The following is a 19,331-nucleotide window of genomic DNA, read 5'->3' on the forward strand; positions in this document are numbered from 1 at the left end:
CGCGCTCCGGTCATTCCGCGGCGGGGTCGTCCCGGTCGGAGGTCTGCGGGGCGCGGGCGGGCAGCGTCACCGGGGTGGCCAGCGGTCCGGGCGACCAGAGGCCGTTGCGGGTCTCGGTGTGCACCTCCAGCGCCGCCTCGGCGGGCAGCGCCTCCGGGGCGAACGACTCCACCCGGTACAGCGAACCCCAGTCCCGGTCCAGGTCGCCGCGCAGGTACGTCGGCAGCTCCCGCACGCTGCTGGTGACGTTGAGCCAGCCGAACGGGCCGCCGGCGTCCGAGGAGGACCAGCCCTGCCCGATGTCGCGCACCGGTCCGCCGCCCGAGACCCGGTACTCCGGGATCTCGGCGATCCCGCCGCGCAGCTCCGAGATCCGCAGGCACGGGTGCACCAGCGCGGCCGGCCACTCCACGAACGTCGTCGACTCCCCGACCAGCTCGGTCATCGAGGTCAACTCGGGGACCCGGGGCGCGCTCACGGCCAGCCACGCCTGCTGGCCCACGGACCGGTCCTCGGCGACGAGGCGCACCTGGGTCGCGCCTTCGGCCTGCGCCCGGTGGTCCCGCCACCGGTCCGGCGAGTCCTCGTCGACCCGGGAGCGCTCGACGATCTCGAACCCGTCGGCCGTCTGCCGTCCCCACTCGACGGTGAGGCGGTTGGTCCCGCTGGCCGAGCCCGCGTAGGCCAGCACCACCGGCAGCTCACCGCTGGCCGCCCGTTCGGGCAGGTCGTACCACGGCGTGCGGAGCTCGCCGACACCGTCGCCGTGCCGGTAGGTCCCCCAAAGCGGCGCGTCGTCACCGCCGAACCCGGCCGGCGAATCCCAGTCGAGCTGCCCCGGCATGCTGCTGTCACCGGTGGGCAGGGCGTCGCGGGCGAAGCCCTGGGTGCGCGGCGCCAAGTACTCGTCGGCGGTCTCGGTGCGCGTCGGCCGCACCGAGGGCGCCGCGACGGTGGGCTGCCGGGCCGAGGGGGTCAGCACGCCCGCCCTCGGGTCCGCCTCGACCTCGACGTGGTCGGACAACCCGCAGCTGGCCCCGGCGATCTGCTCGACGCTGTCGGCACCGAGGCTGTAGCCGCCCCACTGCTTGTGGATGCCCTTGACGAACGTCGCGACCTCACCCGCGACCAGCAGCGAGCACACGATGGTCAGCGAGGCCGTGCCGCGCCGCAGCGCCCGGCCGCGTCCCTCGCCCGCGCCGTTGTCGTCCAGGCGCAGGTGCTCGACCAGCGCGACGATCCCGGCCACGGCCGCCACCGCGAGGAACGCCGTGCTCAGCGTGCGCCCGTCCAGCGATGGCGGCTTGTCGAACCACGGCACGCCCCAGCCCGACACGTACCACCAGGCGTTCGGCCCGGTCACCGCGAAGGCGCAGACCACCATCAGGCAAGCGAAGAACCCGGTGCGGTTGCGGCGGGAGCGCAGCACCGTCGAACTGGTGGCCAGCGCGGTCAGCGCCGCCATCGCACCGCACACCGCGGCGAGGATGCCGAAGTGGTGGGTGTGCTTGGTGGGGGTCAGCGCCAGCGCCACGAAGCACAGCGCGGCCATCGCCAGCAACCGCCGGCTCGGCCCCAGCGCGGCACCCCGGATCCGGTTGCGCCGCAGCAGCACCGCACCGGTGGTCACCACGCACAGGATCAGCAGCAGCACCGGCACCCGCCTGCTCAGCGAGCCGTCCTGGCCGCCGCTGAACAGCAGCGTGTAGCGGCTGAGCTCCTCGTACCACTTGCCGTTCGGGCCGAACATCTGCTTGAGCTCGACGGCCTCCAGCACGGAGCGGAAGGTCTGGTCGGCGAACACCGCCACCAGCAGGACCAGGCCGGACGCCGCGATCGGCGCCAGCACCGGCAGCACGCCGAACTGGCGGATCCGCTCCCGCACCATCGCCAGCAGCGGCTTGATCGCCACCACGAACGGCAGCACCGCGACCATGCCGTGCGGGTTCACGCCCAGCCCGAAGGCCGCCGCGACCAGTCCCAGCACCGCCGGCGTCAACCGCCGGGTGGCCACCGCGCGCTCCACCAGGCACAGCGACAGCAGCGTGAACAGCACCACCACCGGCTCCGGGCGGATGCCGTTGTTGTAGGGCAGCCAGGACGCCAGGAAGACCATGGCGGCGGCCCACACCGCCGCCCCGCTGCGCCGGACCTGGCGGCCGAGCCGGGGCAGCACGCCCCGGCTGATCAGCAGCCAGGAGCCGATGCCCATCAGCAGCGCGGGCAGGCGCACCCACGGCGTCGCGGTCGAGATCTGCACCCACAGCGCGAGCAGCTCGTAGTGCCAGCCGAACGGCGACTCCGGGTTGGCGAACCAGCGGAAGTAGTTGGTGACGTAGCCCGCGCTCTCGGCCGAGCGCGCCATCGTCAGGATGTAGCCGTCGTCGGCGGTCATCGCGCCGATCAGCCACCAGACCAGCAGCACGCCGACGACCACGGTGTCCTGCGCGGTCGGCCGCCACCAGCGGGACGGGGCCAGCCGGGGCGCCCGGCGGCCGCCGCGGTCGTCCAGCCGCCGCAGCGCGAACACCGAACCGAGGAAGCACAGCACCGCCAGCGCCATCACGGCGAGCTTGAGCCCGGTGGCGTAGCTGGCGAACCGGTCGTCGACGCGGGCTTCGACCGACATGCCCCGCACGTCGTCCACCGCGTCGTCGAAGTCGGAGAAGACGCCGGTGAGCTGCGGGCGCTGATCACCGGTGAGCGCGGCCAGCTGCTCCCCGCCGACCGCGGCCTCGGTGCCCTCGGCGTCGGCGTGGACGGTGAGCGAGCAGTTCCCGGCGGGCAGCGGGGCGGTCCCGGTGAGCTCCCCCTTGGAGAACAGCGAGACCTGCCCGCCGTCGATCGTGGCGCTGAGCCCGGACAGCGCGCCGTAGGGCGAGTCGGGGGCGTTGGTGCTGAGCAGCACGGCCGGGCCGGTGGTGCGCGCGTCGAGGTCCCGCGCGGCGGCGCACGGCACCTCGGCGTCCAGCCACAGCGGCGCGTAGGTCACCAGCGGCGCCTCGACCGACTCGGTGCCGTGCGAGGTCGGCCACCGCAGCGTCGTCACGTCGTGCTTGACCGGCAGGAAGGGCACCGCCACCGCGAGCAGCGCACCCGCCAGCCCGAGCAGTGCCGCCCACCACCGGGCCTTCCTCGTCCGCGGCGATACGTCCCGGTCGGCGACCGGGCGCGACCGAAGAGCCACGCGATCGAATCCCATCCGTGCGGTGAACTACGACCCGAAGAGCGTAGGGAAGGACGCGTCGAAACGTATAACCGGGGTCGGCAGCGCCAGAACCGGCCTGGTAGCACCCGCCGCGGCGGTGCGGACTACAGTGCGCTGCGCGGTGGCGGGAACCACCGCGTCACCGCGCTGGGGGTGTGTTGCCTTGGTCACCATGAAGGACGTGGCGCAGGTCGCACAGGTGTCCCAGGCAACGGTGTCCTACGCCTACACCCGGCCGGAGAAGATCTCCTCGGCCCTGCGCGACCGCGTGCTGCGCATCGCCGACGAGATCGGTTACGCCGGCCCGAATCCCGGCGGCCAGAACCTGCGCACCGGCCACTTCGGAGCGCTGGGCCTGATGATGACCGACTCGCTGGCGCTCGCCTTCGACGACCCGGCGACCACGTACCTGCTGCGCGGCATCGCCGAGGTCGGCGAGCTCGCCGAGGTCGCGCTGACGCTGCTGCCCTTCCCCGCCGCGGACATCGCCCGGTCCGCCGACGAGCGCGACGCCCACGCCGCGCGGGTGGCGCTGCGCAGCGCCGTGGACGGGTTCCTCGCCTACGCGATGCCCGACCGGCACCCGGCCCTGGACGCGGTCCGCAGGCGAGGCGCGCCGATGGTCGTGATCGACTCCCCGCTGCTGCCCGGCGTGCCGTCGGTGGGCATCCGCGACCGCCGGGGCGCCGAGCAGGCCGCCCGCCACCTGCTCGAGCTGGGGCACCGCCGGATCGGCGTCCTCGTCGACCGCCTCGCCCCCGACGGGCGGCGCGGCGTGGTCCCGCGCGGTCGGTTCCGGAGGATCCGCGACCGCGTGGCCCGGGAGCGCATCGGCGGCTACCGGTCCGCGTTCGCCGCGCACGGGTTGGACTTCGGCCGGACCACCGTCGTCGAGGCGGGCGGGTTCAACCGGGCGCTGTCGCTGCGCGCCGCCCGCACGCTGCTCGACGAGGGCGGGTTCACCGCCGTGCTCGCCAGCACCGACGTGCTCGCCCTCGCCGCGCTCGACGTGCTCGCCGAACGCGGGGCGCGGGTGCCCGAGGACATCTCGGTCACCGGCTTCGACGACCTGCCCGCCGCCGCGACGGCCGGGCTCACCACGGTCTCCCAGCCGCTGGTGGAGAAGGGGCGCCGCGCGGCCGACATGCTGGTCGAGGTGATGCGCGGGGGCACCGGCAAGCGACTGCTGCTGCCGACCGAACTGGTCTCCAGGGACAGCACCGCGCCCCCGCGCTGAGCCGGGGCGTGCGCGACGCGATCAGCTGCCTCGGCGGCTCGCTCGCGCACCTGCACGCTGCGCCCCGGAGGCGTGCTCAGCACCGACCGGCGCATGTTCCATTGTGGACGGTTCTTCCGGCGCCCGGGTCGGCACCGCACCGGGGCAGGGCGACGACGGGCTGACCGGTCGAGCCGCGTGCCCGCGCACACGTCGCACGGGCAGCGCCACAGGTGGTCGTCGTCCGGTGTGCGCCGGACGGGCGCGGCGACGTCCTCCTCATGGTGCCCGGACAGGGTGTGCCCGACCAGCAGTTCGCGCCCGCCGGGGAGGCCCACCGCCCCGGCCAGCGCGCCGAAGCTCAGCGCCCCGACCGGCGAGAGGTCGTCGGACAGCAGCAGCAACGGCACCTCCAGCCCCAGCAGACGCAGCAGCCCGCGCAGCAGCTGCCGGGCGGCCGCGGTGCCGCGCGGGGTTCCAGCACCAGGTGACCGGCTGCGGATGCCCGTCGAGCAGGCGTTCCAGCTCGGCGAGGCCGGTGGACAGCCCCGCCGGGCCAGCGGCAGGCACGCGATCACGTCCTCCCCCATGGCCACCGCCCGGGCGATGCCCGCTCGACGACGTGCGTCGGACACGCCGGGGGGTCGTCCTCCCGGCCAGGTGGGTGCCCGGGAACCCGGCCTGTCGGCCGAGGCGGGCGGGGGTTTCCCGGCCGTTCGGCCGATCCGGCGGGTGCTCGCCGGTGGGCACGCTGACCAGGTCGGAAGGAGCAGGTGATGGGTGGGTGGAAGACCGAGGTCGCGCGGTGGTCGCGGGCTGCGCTGCCGCTGCTGCGCCGAGCGCTGCGGGCGGCCGCGGCATGGGCATCGGGAGGCGCTCTGCTCGACGGCGAAGCGGGGGCCGCCGGGTCGCACGGCCGGGTCATCGCGGCAGCGCACCGCCGGGGCCCGCTCGCGTGTCGACCGGATCGGGGCACGCCCGCTCCCTATGCTGCACCGCGTGCCACCAAGTCGAAGCTGGGCAGACCTGCCACCGTCCCTCCGCGCCGCCGTCCACGAACGCACGGGCGCGGTCCGTGGCGCGGTGTCGACCCGTCACGGCTTCAACAGCCAGGTCGCCGCCACCCTGGACACCGCCAGCGGGCCGGTCTTCGTCAAGGGCCTGCGCCAGGACCACCCGCGGGCGTGGACGCAGGCGCGCGAGGCGGCGGTCAACCCGCGCGTGCGGCCGGTGAGCGCCGCCCTGCTCTGGCGGGTGACGAGCGCGGGCTGGGACCTGCTCGGGTTCGAACACCTCGCCGGCCGGGGCGCCGACTTCCGCCCCGGGTCGACGGACCTCCCGCTCGTGGTGGACCTGCTCACCGCGCTCGGCCGACTGCGCTGCCCGGAGGTCGAGCTCAAGGACGCGGCACGGCGGTGGGCCACCTACCTCGACGAGCCGGCCGATGCCGTGGCCTTCTCGGGGGAAGCGCTGCTGCACACCGACCTGAACCACACCAACGTGCTCATCGCCCGCACCGGGCACCGCGGGATCGCGCGGCTGGTCGACTGGGCCTGGGCCACCCGGGGAGCGGCGTGGATCGACCCGGCGTGCTGGGTGGTCTGGTTGATCTCCGCCGGCCACCACCCGCGCGAGGCCGAGCGGTGGGCCGCGGGGGTGCCCTCGTGGTCGAGCGCGTCGGCCGCGGACCTCAACCTGTTCTCGACCGCGCAGGCCGGGCTCTGGCGGGCCACGGCCGAGGAGCACCCGAGCGGCTGGACGCACCAGCTCCGGGACGCCGCCGCGCGGTGGGCCCACCACCGGCACGGCGGTGGCATCGCGGCCGCTCCCCGTTCCGCGGGCGCCCGGGCCTGACCGACCGCGCCGGTGCGGTGCCCCGTCCCCGTCGGGAGCGCCTCCGGACCGGCGTGCTCGCGGAGCGGTCGCTCGCGACCACCGCTCGCGGGCGACGTCCGCACCTCCGATCAGCGGGCGCGTTCCTTGCGCCCGTACATGTCCTGGTCGGCGCGGCGCATCAGGTCGGCGGGCGCCACGGCGGGGTCGTCGGTGTGGGCGATGCCGACGCTGGCCCGCAGCGCGATGGCCCGGCCCGACACGACCACGTCGGCGTTGACCTGCCGCACCACCCGCTCCCGGAGGTCGTCGGCGTGGGCGCGATCCCGGACCAGGGCGAGCACGACGAACTCGTCGCCGCCGACCCTGGCGACGGTGTCCGCGCAGCGCACCACGGTGACCAGCTTGTCGGCCACCACCCGGAGCAGGTCATCGCCGACGTGGTGCCCGTAGCGGTCGTTGACCGGCTTGAAGCCGTCGAGGTCGACGGTGAGCACCGCGAGCCCGCCCCCCTGCTCGCCCAGCGCCGCCACCTCCTGCTGGAACCGCTCGATCAGCAGCGCCCGGTTCGCCAGCCCGGTCAGCGGGTCGCGCAAGGCCATCCGAGTCAGCTCGGTGAGCCGCTCCGGGCTCATCGCGAGGTCATCGCCGAGGGGCTCGAACTGGGAGACGAGGTACGCCGGCCGGTCGTCGGCACCGGGCACCACGCCGTACCGGGTCAGCATCCAGAACGGGTGCCCGTCGCGGTGGCGCAGGCAGATCTCCATCGCCCCGGCGGTCCGCCTGCCCTCCCGCAGATCGTCCAGCACCCGCTCGGCATCGTGCCGATACCCGTCGTAGATGGTCTCGTGCGACGGGCGGCCGACCATGTCCTCGCGGCGGTAGCCCACCAGCGACGCCAACCGTTCGTTGACCTCGATCCACCGCCCGTCGAGATCCATCAGGGCCATCCCGATCGGCGCGTTGGCCAGCGTCTGGTGCCACAGCATCTCCGACTGCCGCCGAGCGGTGATGTCGTGGAACTGGGACACGATGAGCAGCGGATTCCCGACCTCGTCGCGCACCAGGGAGCTGTTGATCAGCACCCAGACCATCGTGCCGTCGGAGCGCACCAAGCGCTTCTCCACCGAGGAGAGGGTGCCGCCCTCGGCGATGAGCCTGGCGATCGACGCCTTGTCGAGCACCGGATCACCGGGGTGCGTGACGTCCGCCGGACGCAGCTCCATCAGCTCCGCCCGGTCGTAGCGGAGCATCCGGCACATGGACGGGTTCACGTCGAGGTGGCGCCCTTGCAGGTCGACGAACGCCATGGGCCCGGCGAGCTGCTCCCACAGCGTCTCCCAGGCCTTCGCGGCGATCCCGTCCACGTTCACGGCTTCGATCCCGCGGTCAACGCCGGCCCGGGCCCCGCGCCGCACCACCGCACGGGGGCGGCCCGCGTCGATCCCCGGACGACGCGGGCCGCCGACCGGCCGGGCACGACGGTCGCGATCTCAACCGGACATCCGTTCGTCGGGCACGCAGTGGGTCATCACCAGGTCGCCGACCTCGCGCGGACCGTTGCCGCCGAGATTGCCCAGCCGCCGCCGATCCGCCTCGGAGAGGTCCTGCTGCTGCAGCGGTTCCAGACCCGCGACGTCGGCCGGGGCGATGCCCAGGCCTTCACCGACCCGCAGGCCCAGGTCGTCCTCGCACAGCAGGAAGTGCCACACCATCCGTTCCTGGATGGGCCGCGCGCACTGCGACAGGTTCTCGACCAGGTTCCGCACCAGGTCGTCGCGCTCCCACTGCTCCATCAGCAGGTAGCGCTGACCGGCCTGCTCGTAGTCGTCGGGGCGTTCGATGCGGGCCCGGGTGATCCGGCCGCGGATCTCCGGGCCCTGCTCGTCGTGCGTCGGGTACTCGCCTTCGACCAGTCCCCCGTTGATCGAGGGCTCGTAGTTGACGTGCGGGTTGCGCCCGCCCTGGTCCTGGTCGTAGGCCATCTGGCCGTCCCGCTGGTTGGTGTGCACGGTCGCCTGCTTGGCCTGGTTGACCGGGAGTTGCAGGTAGTTCGGCCCCACCCGGTAGCGCTGCGTATCGCTGTAGGAGAAGGTGCGCCCCACCAGCATCTTGTCGTCGGAGAAGTCGAGCCCGTCCACGAGCACGCCGGTGCCGAACGAGATCTGCTCGTTCTCGGCGAAGTTGTTGTCCACGTTGCGGTTGAGCACCATGCGGCCGACCGGCTGCGCCGGGTACTCGTTCTCCGGCCACACCTTCGTGTCATCCAGCGGGTCCCAGTTGAGCTCCGGGTGCTCGTGGTCCTCCATCATCTGCACCCGCAGCTCCCACTCGGGGAAGTCACCGCGCTCGATCGCCTCGTACAGGTCCTTGCTGGCGTGACCGAGGTCGGTGGCCTGGATCTGCGCCGCATCCGCCTCGGTCATGCTCTTGACGCCCGCCGTGGGGATCCAGTGGTACTTCACCAACACCGTGTCACCGGCCTGGTTGACCCACTTGTAGGTGTTGACGCCGAAACCTTGCATGTGCCGGTAGTCCGCCGGGATGCCGCGCGGGCTGAACAGGTTGACCAGCATGTGCATGCTCTCCGGCGTCTGCGACATGAAGTCGAAGATCCGGTTCGGGTCCTGGCGGAAGGTGATCGGGTCCGGTTTCAGCGCGTGGATCACGTCCGGGAACTTGATGGCGTCGCGGATGAAGAACACCGCGAGGTTGTTGCCCACGAGGTCCCAGTTGCCGTCCTCGGTGTAGAACTTGACCGCGAAGCCGCGCGGGTCGCGGGCGGTCTCCGCCGAATCCCGGCCACCGATGACCGTGGAGAACCGGACCGCGACGTCGGTCCGCTTGCCGCGCTCGGCGAACAGCCTGGCCCGGGTGAACTCGCCGATCGGCCGATCGCCCCACGCGCCGTAGGACTCGAAGTACCCGAACGAGGTGAACCCCCGGGCGTGGACCACCCGCTCCGGGATCCGCTCCCGGTCGAAATGGCTGATCTTCTCCAGGAACTGGTAGTTCTCCAGGGTCGCCGGGCCGCGCTTGCCGACCGTTCGCTGGTTCTGGTTGTCGTAGACGGGGTGCCCCTGGCGGTTGGTCAGCACCCGAGGACGATCATGTTCCGAAGAGGACTCGCGCTCGCTCATGCCCCGGACGTACCCGGCAGTCCGGACGGAAAATCGCACCGATCGGGAGTTCGGCACGTCCGGGTGAACAGTCCATTGTGATCACCGCTCCGGTGGCGGCAGCGCCGAATCGGCGAGCAGCTCGCGGAACCGCTCGGCGGGCACCGCCGGGGAGAACGCCCAGCCCTGGTAGAACTCCACCCCGAGGGCGGACAAGATGCTCACCTGCGAGGCCGTCTCCACCCCTTCGGCCACGCACCACCGCCCCATCGCGCGCGCCATGTCCACGATCGCCCGGGTCACCGCGAAGTCCGCCGTGTCCTGCTCGACGGCCGCCACGAACCGGCGGTCGATCTTGATGATCTGGGCGGGCAGTTCCTTCAACCGGCCCAGCGAGGAATAGCCGGTGCCGAAGTCGTCGATGGCGAACCGCGCCCCCCGCTCGGCGAGCTCGCGCATCCCGCCCCGCGCCCTCGGTCGCAGGTCCACCAGGTCGGACTCGACGAGTTCGAGGATGATCCGGTGCCAGTCGATCCCGGCTTCGGTCACCACCGACTCCACCACGCCGACGAAGTCGGCATCGCCGGGCACCAGTTCGGCCAGGTTGAGCGCGATGAGCGGTCCGCCCCCGTCCGGCAGCCGCCACCCGGCGGCTTCCCGCAGGGCCGTGCGCAGCACCCACCGGTCGAGGTCCCGCAGCAGTCCGCCGCGCTCGGCGACCGGCAGGAACGTCGCCGGGCTCACCGGTCCGTGCTCCGGGTAGTGCCAGCGCACCAGCGCCTCGGCACCGAGGATGGTCCCGTCCGCGGCGACCAGGGGCTGGTAGTGCAGTTCGAGGCCGTCCTCGTGCAACGCCTCCCGCAGCCGCTCCTCCAGCGGGAGCTGCCAGTCCGCCGCCGCCATCGTCGCGGGACCGGCGAAGGCGACCTGCCCGGCACCGCCCTTGCCCTCGGCCTCGACCATCGCGGCGTTGGCGAAGCGCAGCAGGTCGGCGCCGCTGGTCGCGTTGGCACCGCGGACCGCGACCCCGATGGCCGCCGAGACCTGGATCAGGTGGCCGTGCACCGGAACGGTGGTGCGCAGCAACCCGGACACCCGGCCGGTCAGCTCCCCCAGCCCACCGACCGCGGCGACGTCCGGGCAGAAGATCACGAACTCGTCCTCGCCCGATCCGCGCACCACCGCGCAGCCGTCGGGCACGCCGTCCTGCAACCGGCGGGCCAGCGCGGCGAGCAGCTCGTCCCCGGCCTCGTGCCCGCCGAGCGAGATGGTCACCCGCTTGAAGTTGTCGATCCCGCAGCACAGCACGGCGGCGTCGGCGCGCGGATCGGCGTCGAGGCGGGCGATCTCTCCGAGCGCGGCGGTGCGGTCGAGCAGCCCGGTGACCTCGTCCCGCGTCGGCTGCTCCTCCTCGCCCTGCTCGGGCCTGCGCTGCTCGGTCACGTCCTGGGCGGTGCCGACCAGCGCGAACGGCTCTCCGGACAGCCGCATCGCCGTACCGTGCACCCGGAACACGCGTTCCTGCGGGAGCAGCATCCGGAACTCGACGACGAGGTTGTGGTCGCGTTCGATGAGGCCGGTCAGCGCCGTCCGGACCCGTTCCCGGTCCTCAGGGTGGATCCCGCGGAGGAAGTCGTCGAGGTTGAACGGCTCCCCGGTGGGAACCCCGATGAGCTCGCGCAGCAGCTCCGACAGCCACATCGCGCCGGTGGTGGGATCCCACTCCCAGGTGCCGATCTTGGCCTGGCGCTGCGCGTCCCGCAGCGGGTAGGCACCGACCCGGGCGAAGCGCTGGAGCTCCAGCGGCCACCCGCGCAGCTCGGCGGGCAGTTCCCCGAGCGGGCTGACCAGGTCCGAAACCTCGACCAGCAGGGTGACGAGCAGCCGGGGCTCCACGACGTGCGGCCAGCTCACCGGTCGGACCACGGCACCGCCGGGCACCCGGCACACCGCATCCTCCTGGGACAGCAGTTCGCCCAGGTCCAGTCCGATCAGCTCGGCCGCCGAATCGACCCCGACCAGGTCCACGGCGGCATCGGTCACCCGCACGATGACGCCGCCCGGGGCGCTCAGCACGGCCGGTGCGCCGGGCAGCGGCAGGTCCGCGGCCCGGCGCACCCACAGGTCACCGACCACCACGCCACCTCCGAGGCACGACGGACCGGACAGCCTCCGGTGCCGTCCTCGGCATAGCCCCGGGCGGGACCGCCCAAACCCGGGCCCGCCCCACCGGCCACCCGTCCCGCCGAAGGGGTGAGGTGCTCGCCCCGAATTCGCCGGGCGACCGTGCAGCGGAGCCGCCCCGGGCGCGCGGAGCTGGACGTTCGGGGGAGCCGCCCCGCGGTGGCCCGCACCGGCCGCCTTCGCCGACGCCGTGGCCGCCCGCTCGCCACGCCCGCCGCCACGGGCGGGGCGCGGGTGCTCAGCCGCGCGGCGACTCGTCCACGTCGACGCCGGTGGCACCGCTGACCGCGTCGGCCACCTCGGTCCCGCACAACGCCTCGAGGGCGATCAACCCCTGTTCCAGGGCGTCCGAGCAGGCCTGGCCGCTGAGCCGGGACAGCTCGGCGGCCAGCCCCTCCGGGCCGAGCGCCAGCGCCCGCTCGTCCAGCTCCAGGTCGACCAGCATCCCCTGCAGGTCCACCGCCATGCTGATGCCCTCGCCGCGCGCGAGGCCGCGGATGGCGTCCATGCCCGCCGCCAGACCGCGCGAGGCGGGGAGCTCCTCGGCGAGCGCGATGAGGTCGTCGATGCTGCGCGGGTCGTCGCTCACTGCCGCCACCCCTCGGTTCCGGGCTCCTCGTCGTCCTCGATCAGCGGGTCGTCCTGGGCCAGCCCCAACGCGGCCAGGTCGGCGTCGGTCAGGCCGCCGAGCCGGTCGCGCATCGCTTCTTCGGCGGCCCGGTTGGCGTTCCTGGTCGCCTCCCGGACCAGGGCGGTGATGGTCGCGGCCAGCGCCGCCGGACCGAGCCGGAGCGCCTCCGGTTCCAGCTCGACCGACCGCAGCGCGCCGCCGGGCGCCACGCCGATCGAGACGCCGCCGCGCTCGGCATTCCCGGTGATGATCACTTCGGGTGCACCCCTCCGTAGAACTCGCCGGCGTCCTGCGGGAACGTGTAGGTCCGCCGCCGCACCTGGTCGCCGGAATTGCCCTCGATGGTCGTGATCGTGTTGCCCTCGACCTTCTCGACGATGCCGATGTGGGTGCTGTTGCCGTAGGACGGCCCGGTGCCGAACAGCAACGCGTCCCCGGGCTTGGCCTGCTCCGCGATGTCGCCCTGGCCGTAGGCGGTGCCCTGCTCCTGGCCCCACTTGTAGACGTCGCCGGTGAAGCCCAGCTTGTCGATGTCGACCCCGGCCTCCCGCCACATGGAGGTGGCGAAGTAGGAGCACCACGGCTGCCCGGTGGGTCCCCACTTGTTCTGGTTGTTCGGGCCTTCCTGGAAGCCGAGGTGCTGGCGGGCGTTGTCCAGGATCTCCTCGGCCGTACCCGACCCGGCGCCGTCCTGCTCGCCGCCGTCACCTCCGCCGCCGTCACCGCCGCCGTCCGGGCCTTTGCCGCCCGGGCCTTTGCCGCCGCCCTGGCCCTCCCGGTCCGGCTTGCCGTCGCCGGGCTGCTTCGGGTCGGCGATGCCGTCGGTGTCGACCTCGCGCAGCAGCGCCCGCAGTTTGCGCGCGGCCTCCTCCATCTCGTCCCGGGCGTCCTTGAGCTGCCCGCCGGATTCCTTGAGGTAGCTCTGCGCCAGGTCGCTGATGCCCGCGATCGCCTTCATCAGCCCGGCGGGGGCGGCGACCCCGGCCAGCGCCAGCCCGGCCTGGATGAACTGCCCGGCCTTGCCGGCGAAGTCGTCGATCAGGTTGCCGACGGCGCTGTGCCTGCCGTCGAGCGCCTTGCTCACCTCGGCGACGATCCGGGCGCCTCGCAGGCTGGCCTCGGCGGTCGCGTCGAGGTCCGCGTCGAACCGGGCGACCTTCTTCTCGAAACCCGGCGTCGCCTCGCTGTCCCAGTGCGCGAGCAGGGTGTCCGCCGCCTTGCGCTGGGCGTCGCGCTGGTCCTGGATCGCCTTGGCGGCCGACTCCAGGGCTTCCTGCGCCGTGCGCGCCTCGTTCTGCTTGCCTTCGAGCTTGCCCTGGTGGGCCTTGAGCTCACCGGCGAACCGATCCGCCAGTCCTTGCACGTCCACTGCGGGCTCCCCCGATCACTTGGTCAGCCGGCCGAGCAGGCTGGTGAGTTCCTTGGCCGCCGATTCGTCGGTCTCCCGGTAGGTCTTGGCGGCCTCCGAGGTCGCCGCGCCGAGTTTGCGGGCGTTCGACCCGACGGCTTTGACCTGGTTCTCCAGGCTCTTGCCGAAATCGCCGAGCGCGGCCGAGAACCCGGTCTCCTCGCCGACCTTGCCGAAGCTGTCCGCGGCGATCCCGCGCACCGAGTTCAGCGTCTTCTTCCCGACGTTCTCCAGGTTGTCGGCGAACCGCTCGGCCTCCCGGGTGTAGGTCGTGAGGCGATCGGGGGCCACGGAGAAGCCACCACCGCCTCCGCCGCCACCACCGGAGCCGCCGCCCGAGCCGCCGCTGCCCCCGCCGCCGCTCGACACCGCCCGCGCCGCCTTCTCCGCCTCGTCCATGTACTTCTCGTGCTTGCCGTCCGCGTAGGTGGTCCACGGACCGAAGTCCTTGCCGTCACCGGAGATCTCGAACGCGGCGGCGGCGTTCTCCGCCGGGTCCAGCAGCTCGTCGTCGGAGCCGAGCCCGTACTGCTCCCGCCGGGCCGTCCCCAGGTCCCCGAGCATGTTGATCTGCCACAGGCCGTAGGAGTCGTCCGGCGGCTGGTCGTTGTGCGCATCGGTGTTGCCGCCCGACTCCGCGAGCGCCACGGCCACCGAGGTGGCCAGGGCATCGCCGCGGAAGCCGGCATCGTAGGCGTGCTGGGCGATCTGCTCCGGTGAGAGTGTGGTCACGTCGAGGAGTATGCCCCCGGGACACGCGCGGAATGGGCGGTTTCGCACAGCTCGTCCGCCGATTCCGCCGGGTGGCCGCGCCCGGTGCTCAACCGCTCGCGGCGGGCGGGGTGAACAGGCAGCCGCCGAACAGGGTCGCGGTGACGGGTTCGACCGGGTACGGGTGGCCGCGCAGGAAGGCGTTGAACGACGTCAGCGGCAGGAAGGCCAGCGATTCGGTCCCCGCGGTGGCCAGCCCCTCGCCGGTCACCGACGCGGTCCGGTAGAGCCGGGCCGGATCGAGCCCGGCGGCGCCGAGCAGGTTGAGCTCCTCCCACAGCCCGGCGCCGGGCAGCACGCCGGGATTCGGGGTGTCGCTGCCGACCACCAACCGGACGCCCGATTCGACCAGCCGCCGCACCACCGCGCCCATCTCCTTCTCCGCGCGTTCGGCCGCGCGCAGCTCGGCGGTCGTCCACGGCCGGGACGCCACCGCCATCCGCCGCCAGAACGCGGCCAGCCCCGGTTCGATGCCGGTGAAGGCCCACTGCTCGGCCGCGTGCACGACCAGCCGCCGCTGGACGACCAGGGTCGGGCACAGCACCGTTCCCGGCGGCAGCACCGGCCAGGTGTCCTCCGGTGACCGCGCCGCCCACACGCGGTTGGCGTGGTGGGTGCCCCGCGGCCCGCCGAGCTCACCCGGGACCAGGCAGCCGAGGTGCTCGATCTCGTCCACCCCGGCGCGCAGCGCCGGTTCCACCGTCCCGGGCGCCGGGTGCAGCGCGACCCGCAGGCCGCGCTCGTGGGCGAGCGGCACGACGACGCCGTAGAGCTCCGGTGGGAACCCGGCGTAGAGCTTGAGCCAGGAGCCGTCCCGCCGGACCGCGGCGTCGAGCACGCCGGGCAGGTCGTCGGCGTTGCGCCACGGCGTCGCGAGCCAGAACCGGGGCGGGCCGGGGCTGTCCAGCAGAGCTCCGCAGCGGACCACCTCGGGAACCGGCACGGCACAACCCCGCAGCGGGGGCACGGCGTCCGGCAGCGAGCCCAGATCCCGGATGCGGGCGATCCCGTAGCGGAGGAACGCGCCGAAGTCCATGCCGGGATGGGGGTGCACGTGCGCGTCGGTCAGCGCCGGGGCGACGACGGCGTCCGGGAGCGAGACCGCCACCGGCGGACCGGAGTGCTCGGCGGGCCCCGCGCGGCGCAGCGTCCACCGGCCGTCGCGCAGCACCGTCAGCACGTGCGGACCGCGCTCGACGCCGTCCCGGGAGAACACCGCGCCGACCTCGACCCGGTACGGCGCGCGCACCCGGCACGCGCGGTGGGCCAGGTTCATCGGAATCCTGCGGCAGCGGGAGCCCGGCTCGGATCGGCGGCGGCCCCACCGCCGTCTCCCGGCCTCGCCGAGGTTCGCGGTCCCGGCACCGGTCCGGGGTCGTCCCGGCGGCGGAGCACCACGCCGCACCCCGGCACCGGGTCGGTTCCGGGCTTCGACATCGACGCACCTCCTCCGGTCCGCGGACCGGGAGCCCCGGGCCGCGGAACCCTGCTTCCCACCTCCGAGAATGCCGCGAACGCACGACCGCGCTCAATTCCACCTTCGTGGCCGCCGCGCCCCGGACGGAGCAACGGGCGCACCACCGGAGCCGCGCCCCCTACCGGGTTCCCGAGGCGATTCCGCCGGACGGCGCGGGAAACCCGCCCGCGTCGGGCCGCACCGACCCGGCGGCAGGCGCGACGTCCACCGGCAGCCCGATCGGCCCCCGCGCGAGGAACCCGTCCAGCCACGGCAGTTCCGCCGGTCCGGCGGTCCCGCGCAGCCGGTCGCTCCTTGCCAGGAACGCGCCGACCCCGACGTGCAGGAGGGTCCGCGCCAGCACCGCACCGAGGCAGGAGTGCTTGCCGTGGCCGAAGGTCAGCGACACCGGGGCGGTGCGGTCCAGCCGGATCCGGTGCGGCTCCGGGCAACCGCGCTCGTCGTGGTTGGCCGAAGCGATCGCGGCGAAGACGGTGTCGCCGCGCCCCAGGTCCACCCCGGCGAGCCGCATCGGCCCGGTCGCGTAGCGCGAGTGCGTCACCTGGGGCACCGGCGCGAACCGCAGCACCTCCTCCACCGCCTCCGGCACCAACGCGGGTTCGGCCCGCAACCGGGCGAGCAGCTCGGGGCGACGCAGCAGCACCAGCAGCGCCGACGCGAGCTGCACCGCCGTCTTGACGTGCCCGCTGACGTGCAGGGAGGCCACCAGCACGGACAGGTCGGCCTCCGGCACGTCCGGGCGGGCCAGCAACGCGCTGACCAGGTCGTCACCGGGGCAGCGGCGCTTGGCGTCCACGACGGCGGCGACGAGCTGCGCCTGCGCCGCGGCGGAGGACGCGCAGGCCGCCGGGGTGAACTCGGTCATCCCCAGGTAGCCGTAGGTCCACCGCACGTTGTCCTTCTGGAACTCCTCGGGGAGACCGGTGATCCGCCAGGTGGCGCGGGTCGCCAGCGGCAGGCAGAACTCCGCGTAGAGGTCGGCGGGGCCGCCCCGGTCGAGGAGCCCGTCCAGCAGCCGGGCGGCGTCCGCCTCGATCCCCGGGCGGCGCTGCTCCACGGCACCGGCCGAGAAGGCCGCCGCGACCGCGCGGCGCAGCGCGGTGTGCCGGGGTGCGTCGATGCCGGAGAGCATCTCCACCGCGTGCGCGGGATAGGCGCTGGCCACCGGCGCGACGCGGCTGAGCCGGGGGTCGCGCAGCATCGCGGCGGCGTCCTCGCGACGGGTCAGCAGCCACGTCCGCGGCCCCGTCCCGCCGTCGACGCGGACGGCCGGGCGTTCCCGCCGGAGCCGGTCGAGCTCGTCCGGGGTCCCCAGGTGGCGGCCCGCGAACGCGGTGCGCAGTTCGTCCAGCACTCGGTCCTCCCCGGCCGGTCGGTGCTGCCAGTCTCCGACCGGCCGCGACCCGTCGACAAGAGACACGAACCGGTGATCGCGCGCCACCGTCCTCAGTGGACGGACCGATCGGACCCGGCCGCGGGCGCCTGTTGCCGCAACACCACCCCGGCGCGGGAACTCCGACTCAGGAGGCGGCGTTCGCGGTGCGGCCCGGCACCGCCACGCACGCCACGGGCGGGAGCGGCCCTAGAAGCCCACGGTGGCGTCGGTGGTGACCGTCGGAGTGATCAGCACGCCGTCGAAGGCCTCGGCCACCGCGGTGCGCACGTGAGCGCCCTGCGCGCGGATGCGATCGGGCAGCACCTCGGCGGGCAGCTCCTGGCGGGCCTGGCGCAGGTCGGCGATGGTGCAGGCGGCGCCGAACCCGGCATCGACCACCCCGGCCTCGACGCTGCCCGGCTCCGGCGGGCCGAACGATGCTTCGGCGATGGTGTATCCGAGCTCACCGACTCCGTCCGGATGCATCTCGGGCACGTGGTCGGCGGTGTGCGTCACCGCCAGCGGCCGGTAGTCCTCGCCGAACATCCGGTGCAGGTGCAGCCCCATCGGCAGGGCCAGCAGCTCGCCGTCGAAGCTGATCGGGGTGCGCTGGAGGTGGTTGTTGTGCGCGGCGAGGACCACCCGGTCGGCCGGTTCGAGGCGGTCGAGGTGCCAGCGCACCGACTCGGCCATGTAGCGCTCCCGGACCGTGGTGTCGCCCGGCATCCCGCCACCGGCGAAGAGGTCCCGCATCGCGCCGAACATGTAGTCGGTGTGCCACGCCGCCTCCAGCCTGCGCCGCGCCACGTCGTAGCGGTCCTGGTCGCTGCGCTCGACGTAGCGCGGTTCCAGCGAGCGCAGCCGCAGCAGCAGCCGGGACAGCGACGCGGTGAGCGCGTCCTGCTCGGCGGTGCCGAGCTCCGCCCACAGCGGTGCGGCGGCGGCCACGGAGTCCGCCGAGCACCGGTCGCCGAGCTCGAGAGCCCGCCGCGCCAGCGGCACCAGGTCCGGGTCGACGTCCCGCAGGTAGTCGACGACCGGCTCCAGCGCCGGGCGCAGCGATCCGGCCGCGGTCGGGACGTCGACACCGGCGAAGCGCAGCGGGTGCCCGCTGGTGGCGTTGTGGCGGCGCAGCCAGCGCGCGAAGCCCTGGTTCGCACCGGCCGCGGTGGTCCCGCTCAGCCCGCTGAGGTCCGCGTCCGCCCCGGCGCCGCGCAGCCAGCGGTCCAGGGCGTAGCCCTCGCTGAAGCCGAATTCGAAGGCCAGCACGGTGAAACCGCACCGCTCGGCGAGGAAGCGCAGCACCCGCTGGCGCAGCCGGGTGAACTCGTCGACGAAGTGGGCGCCTTCGCCGATCCCGACGATCCGCGCGTCCCCGATGAGGTCGCGCAGCGGTTCCAGGTCGTCCAGCGGTGCGTCCGGGTCGAGGCCGCCGAAGGTGCCGGCGTGCTCGCGCAGCCACGCGGCGAAGGGGTCGAGGTGCGGGGCAGTCATGGTCGATCGCTCCAGGTTCGCGGGGTGGGTGTCAGCGGCCCGGCGAGCGCGCGCGAAGCCCCCGGCGTCGCCGGGGTGTCGTGCGGCTCGACGCGGAGCGATTCAGAGGAAGAGGCTGCCCACTGCCATGCCGCCCAGCCTACCCGGAGCGCCGAGCTCGCCCGGGGCGGCTCAGGACGCCGGGATCTCCGCGCCGCAGCGCGCGCAGCGGGTCGGCGGCTCCGCCTCGGCGAAGGCGCCGCACTCCGGGCAGACCCGCGCGGCCCAGCACACCGGGTCGCCACCGGGTTCGTCGTCGGGCTCCACGTCCGCAGCCTACGGGCGGGAACCGGGGTGCTGAAACCATCCACCCTAGTGTTCGCGCCAAACGTGGTTCACGCCGGGTGCCGAGCCGGCCGGCGGCGACGATTCGTCCGCTGCGCCCGATTCCGCGGCGCGCCACCCCCACGGAATCGCCGCGGCGACGCCGGAGCGATCCCGCGCCGAGGCGAAATCAGTTCGCGAATTCCGACGCGTTACGACTCATTTTGCACACCTTCGTGTTCGCGCAAATACACCCGATAGCGATTTGATCGGGACCCGCACCGTTCATTAGGGTATCGAGCCGAGAGCCGC

General features: G+C 73.8%; 16 protein-coding genes. 4 read left to right on the forward strand and 12 right to left on the reverse strand.

The features are described from left to right. Window positions 1–10 precede the first annotated feature (10 nt). On the reverse strand, window positions 11–3,187 hold the full coding sequence (locus ABD976_RS11355) for an arabinosyltransferase domain-containing protein (RefSeq protein ID WP_345361542.1): 3,177 nt from the start codon (window positions 3,185–3,187) through the stop codon (window positions 11–13). 202 nt (window positions 3,188–3,389) lie between these two features. On the opposite strand from ABD976_RS11355, the gene ABD976_RS11360 reads away from it, so the two are divergent. The 4 genes from ABD976_RS11360 (at window position 3,390) to ABD976_RS11375 (ending at window position 6,278) form a co-directional block, all read left to right on the forward strand. Next, entirely contained in the window at window positions 3,390–4,445 is a 1,056-nt protein-coding gene (locus ABD976_RS11360; RefSeq protein WP_345361545.1) for a LacI family DNA-binding transcriptional regulator, read from the forward strand. Between the two features lie 278 nt (window positions 4,446–4,723). Next, complete coding sequence (locus tag ABD976_RS11365; RefSeq protein WP_345361548.1) at window positions 4,724–4,915, forward strand: hypothetical protein; 192 nt, start codon at window positions 4,724–4,726, stop codon at window positions 4,913–4,915. A 10-nt stretch (window positions 4,916–4,925) separates the two neighbouring features. Beyond that, complete coding sequence (locus tag ABD976_RS11370; RefSeq protein WP_345361551.1) at window positions 4,926–5,201, forward strand: hypothetical protein; 276 nt, start codon at window positions 4,926–4,928, stop codon at window positions 5,199–5,201. A 306-nt stretch (window positions 5,202–5,507) separates the two neighbouring features. Further along, a complete protein-coding gene (locus ABD976_RS11375; protein ID WP_345361554.1) occupies window positions 5,508–6,278 on the forward strand; it encodes an aminoglycoside phosphotransferase in 771 nt (256 codons plus the stop codon). Window positions 6,279–6,388: 110 nt separating this feature from the next. Here ABD976_RS11375 and ABD976_RS11380 read toward each other — a convergent pair whose 3' ends face one another. The 11 genes from ABD976_RS11380 to ABD976_RS11430 all read right to left on the reverse strand — a co-directional run bounded on the left by ABD976_RS11380 (window position 6,389) and on the right by ABD976_RS11430 (window position 19,022). After that, a complete protein-coding gene (locus ABD976_RS11380; protein ID WP_345361557.1) occupies window positions 6,389–7,630 on the reverse strand; it encodes a PAS domain S-box protein in 1,242 nt (413 codons plus the stop codon). Between the two features lie 120 nt (window positions 7,631–7,750). Continuing rightward, window positions 7,751–9,355 carry a catalase gene (locus tag ABD976_RS11385; RefSeq protein ID WP_345361560.1) on the reverse strand — a complete coding sequence of 535 codons (1,605 nt, stop codon included), beginning with the start codon at window positions 9,353–9,355 and terminating at the stop codon, window positions 7,751–7,753. Window positions 9,356–9,478: 123 nt separating this feature from the next. Beyond that, a complete protein-coding gene (locus tag ABD976_RS11390; protein WP_345361563.1) occupies window positions 9,479–11,512 on the reverse strand; it encodes a putative bifunctional diguanylate cyclase/phosphodiesterase in 2,034 nt (677 codons plus the stop codon). A gap of 286 nt (window positions 11,513–11,798) precedes the next feature. Continuing rightward, window positions 11,799–12,149 (reverse strand): hypothetical protein, encoded by a 351-nt coding sequence (locus tag ABD976_RS11395; protein WP_345361566.1) that lies wholly within the window; start codon window positions 12,147–12,149, stop codon window positions 11,799–11,801. Next, a complete protein-coding gene (locus tag ABD976_RS11400) occupies window positions 12,146–12,445 on the reverse strand; it encodes a YbaB/EbfC family nucleoid-associated protein (RefSeq protein WP_345361569.1) in 300 nt (99 codons plus the stop codon). The genes ABD976_RS11395 and ABD976_RS11400 overlap by 4 nt, the downstream gene beginning before the upstream one ends. Next, window positions 12,442–13,560 (reverse strand): CHAP domain-containing protein, encoded by a 1,119-nt coding sequence (locus ABD976_RS11405; RefSeq protein ID WP_345361572.1) that lies wholly within the window; start codon window positions 13,558–13,560, stop codon window positions 12,442–12,444. Before ABD976_RS11405 ends, ABD976_RS11400 begins: the two co-directional genes overlap by 4 nt. A 15-nt stretch (window positions 13,561–13,575) precedes the next feature. Beyond that, complete coding sequence (locus ABD976_RS11410; RefSeq protein ID WP_345361575.1) at window positions 13,576–14,331, reverse strand: transglycosylase SLT domain-containing protein; 756 nt, start codon at window positions 14,329–14,331, stop codon at window positions 13,576–13,578. Between the two features lie 88 nt (window positions 14,332–14,419). Continuing rightward, a complete protein-coding gene (locus ABD976_RS11415) occupies window positions 14,420–15,646 on the reverse strand; it encodes a hypothetical protein (protein WP_345361578.1) in 1,227 nt (408 codons plus the stop codon). Window positions 15,647–15,965: 319 nt separating this feature from the next. Further along, a complete protein-coding gene (locus tag ABD976_RS11420; RefSeq protein WP_345361581.1) occupies window positions 15,966–17,201 on the reverse strand; it encodes a cytochrome P450 in 1,236 nt (411 codons plus the stop codon). A 228-nt stretch (window positions 17,202–17,429) separates the two neighbouring features. Then, window positions 17,430–18,716, reverse strand: a complete 1,287-nt coding sequence (locus tag ABD976_RS11425; RefSeq protein ID WP_345361584.1) for an erythromycin esterase family protein — start codon at window positions 18,714–18,716, stop codon at window positions 17,430–17,432. A 171-nt stretch (window positions 18,717–18,887) separates the two neighbouring features. Then, window positions 18,888–19,022: a hypothetical protein gene (locus tag ABD976_RS11430; protein WP_345361587.1), complete on the reverse strand. Its 135-nt coding sequence runs from the start codon at window positions 19,020–19,022 to the stop codon at window positions 18,888–18,890. Window positions 19,023–19,331 lie beyond the last annotated feature (309 nt).

The sequence above is a fragment of the Saccharopolyspora cebuensis genome (assembly GCF_039542665.1).
Classification (GTDB): Bacteria; Actinomycetota; Actinomycetes; order Mycobacteriales; family Pseudonocardiaceae; genus Saccharopolyspora; species Saccharopolyspora cebuensis.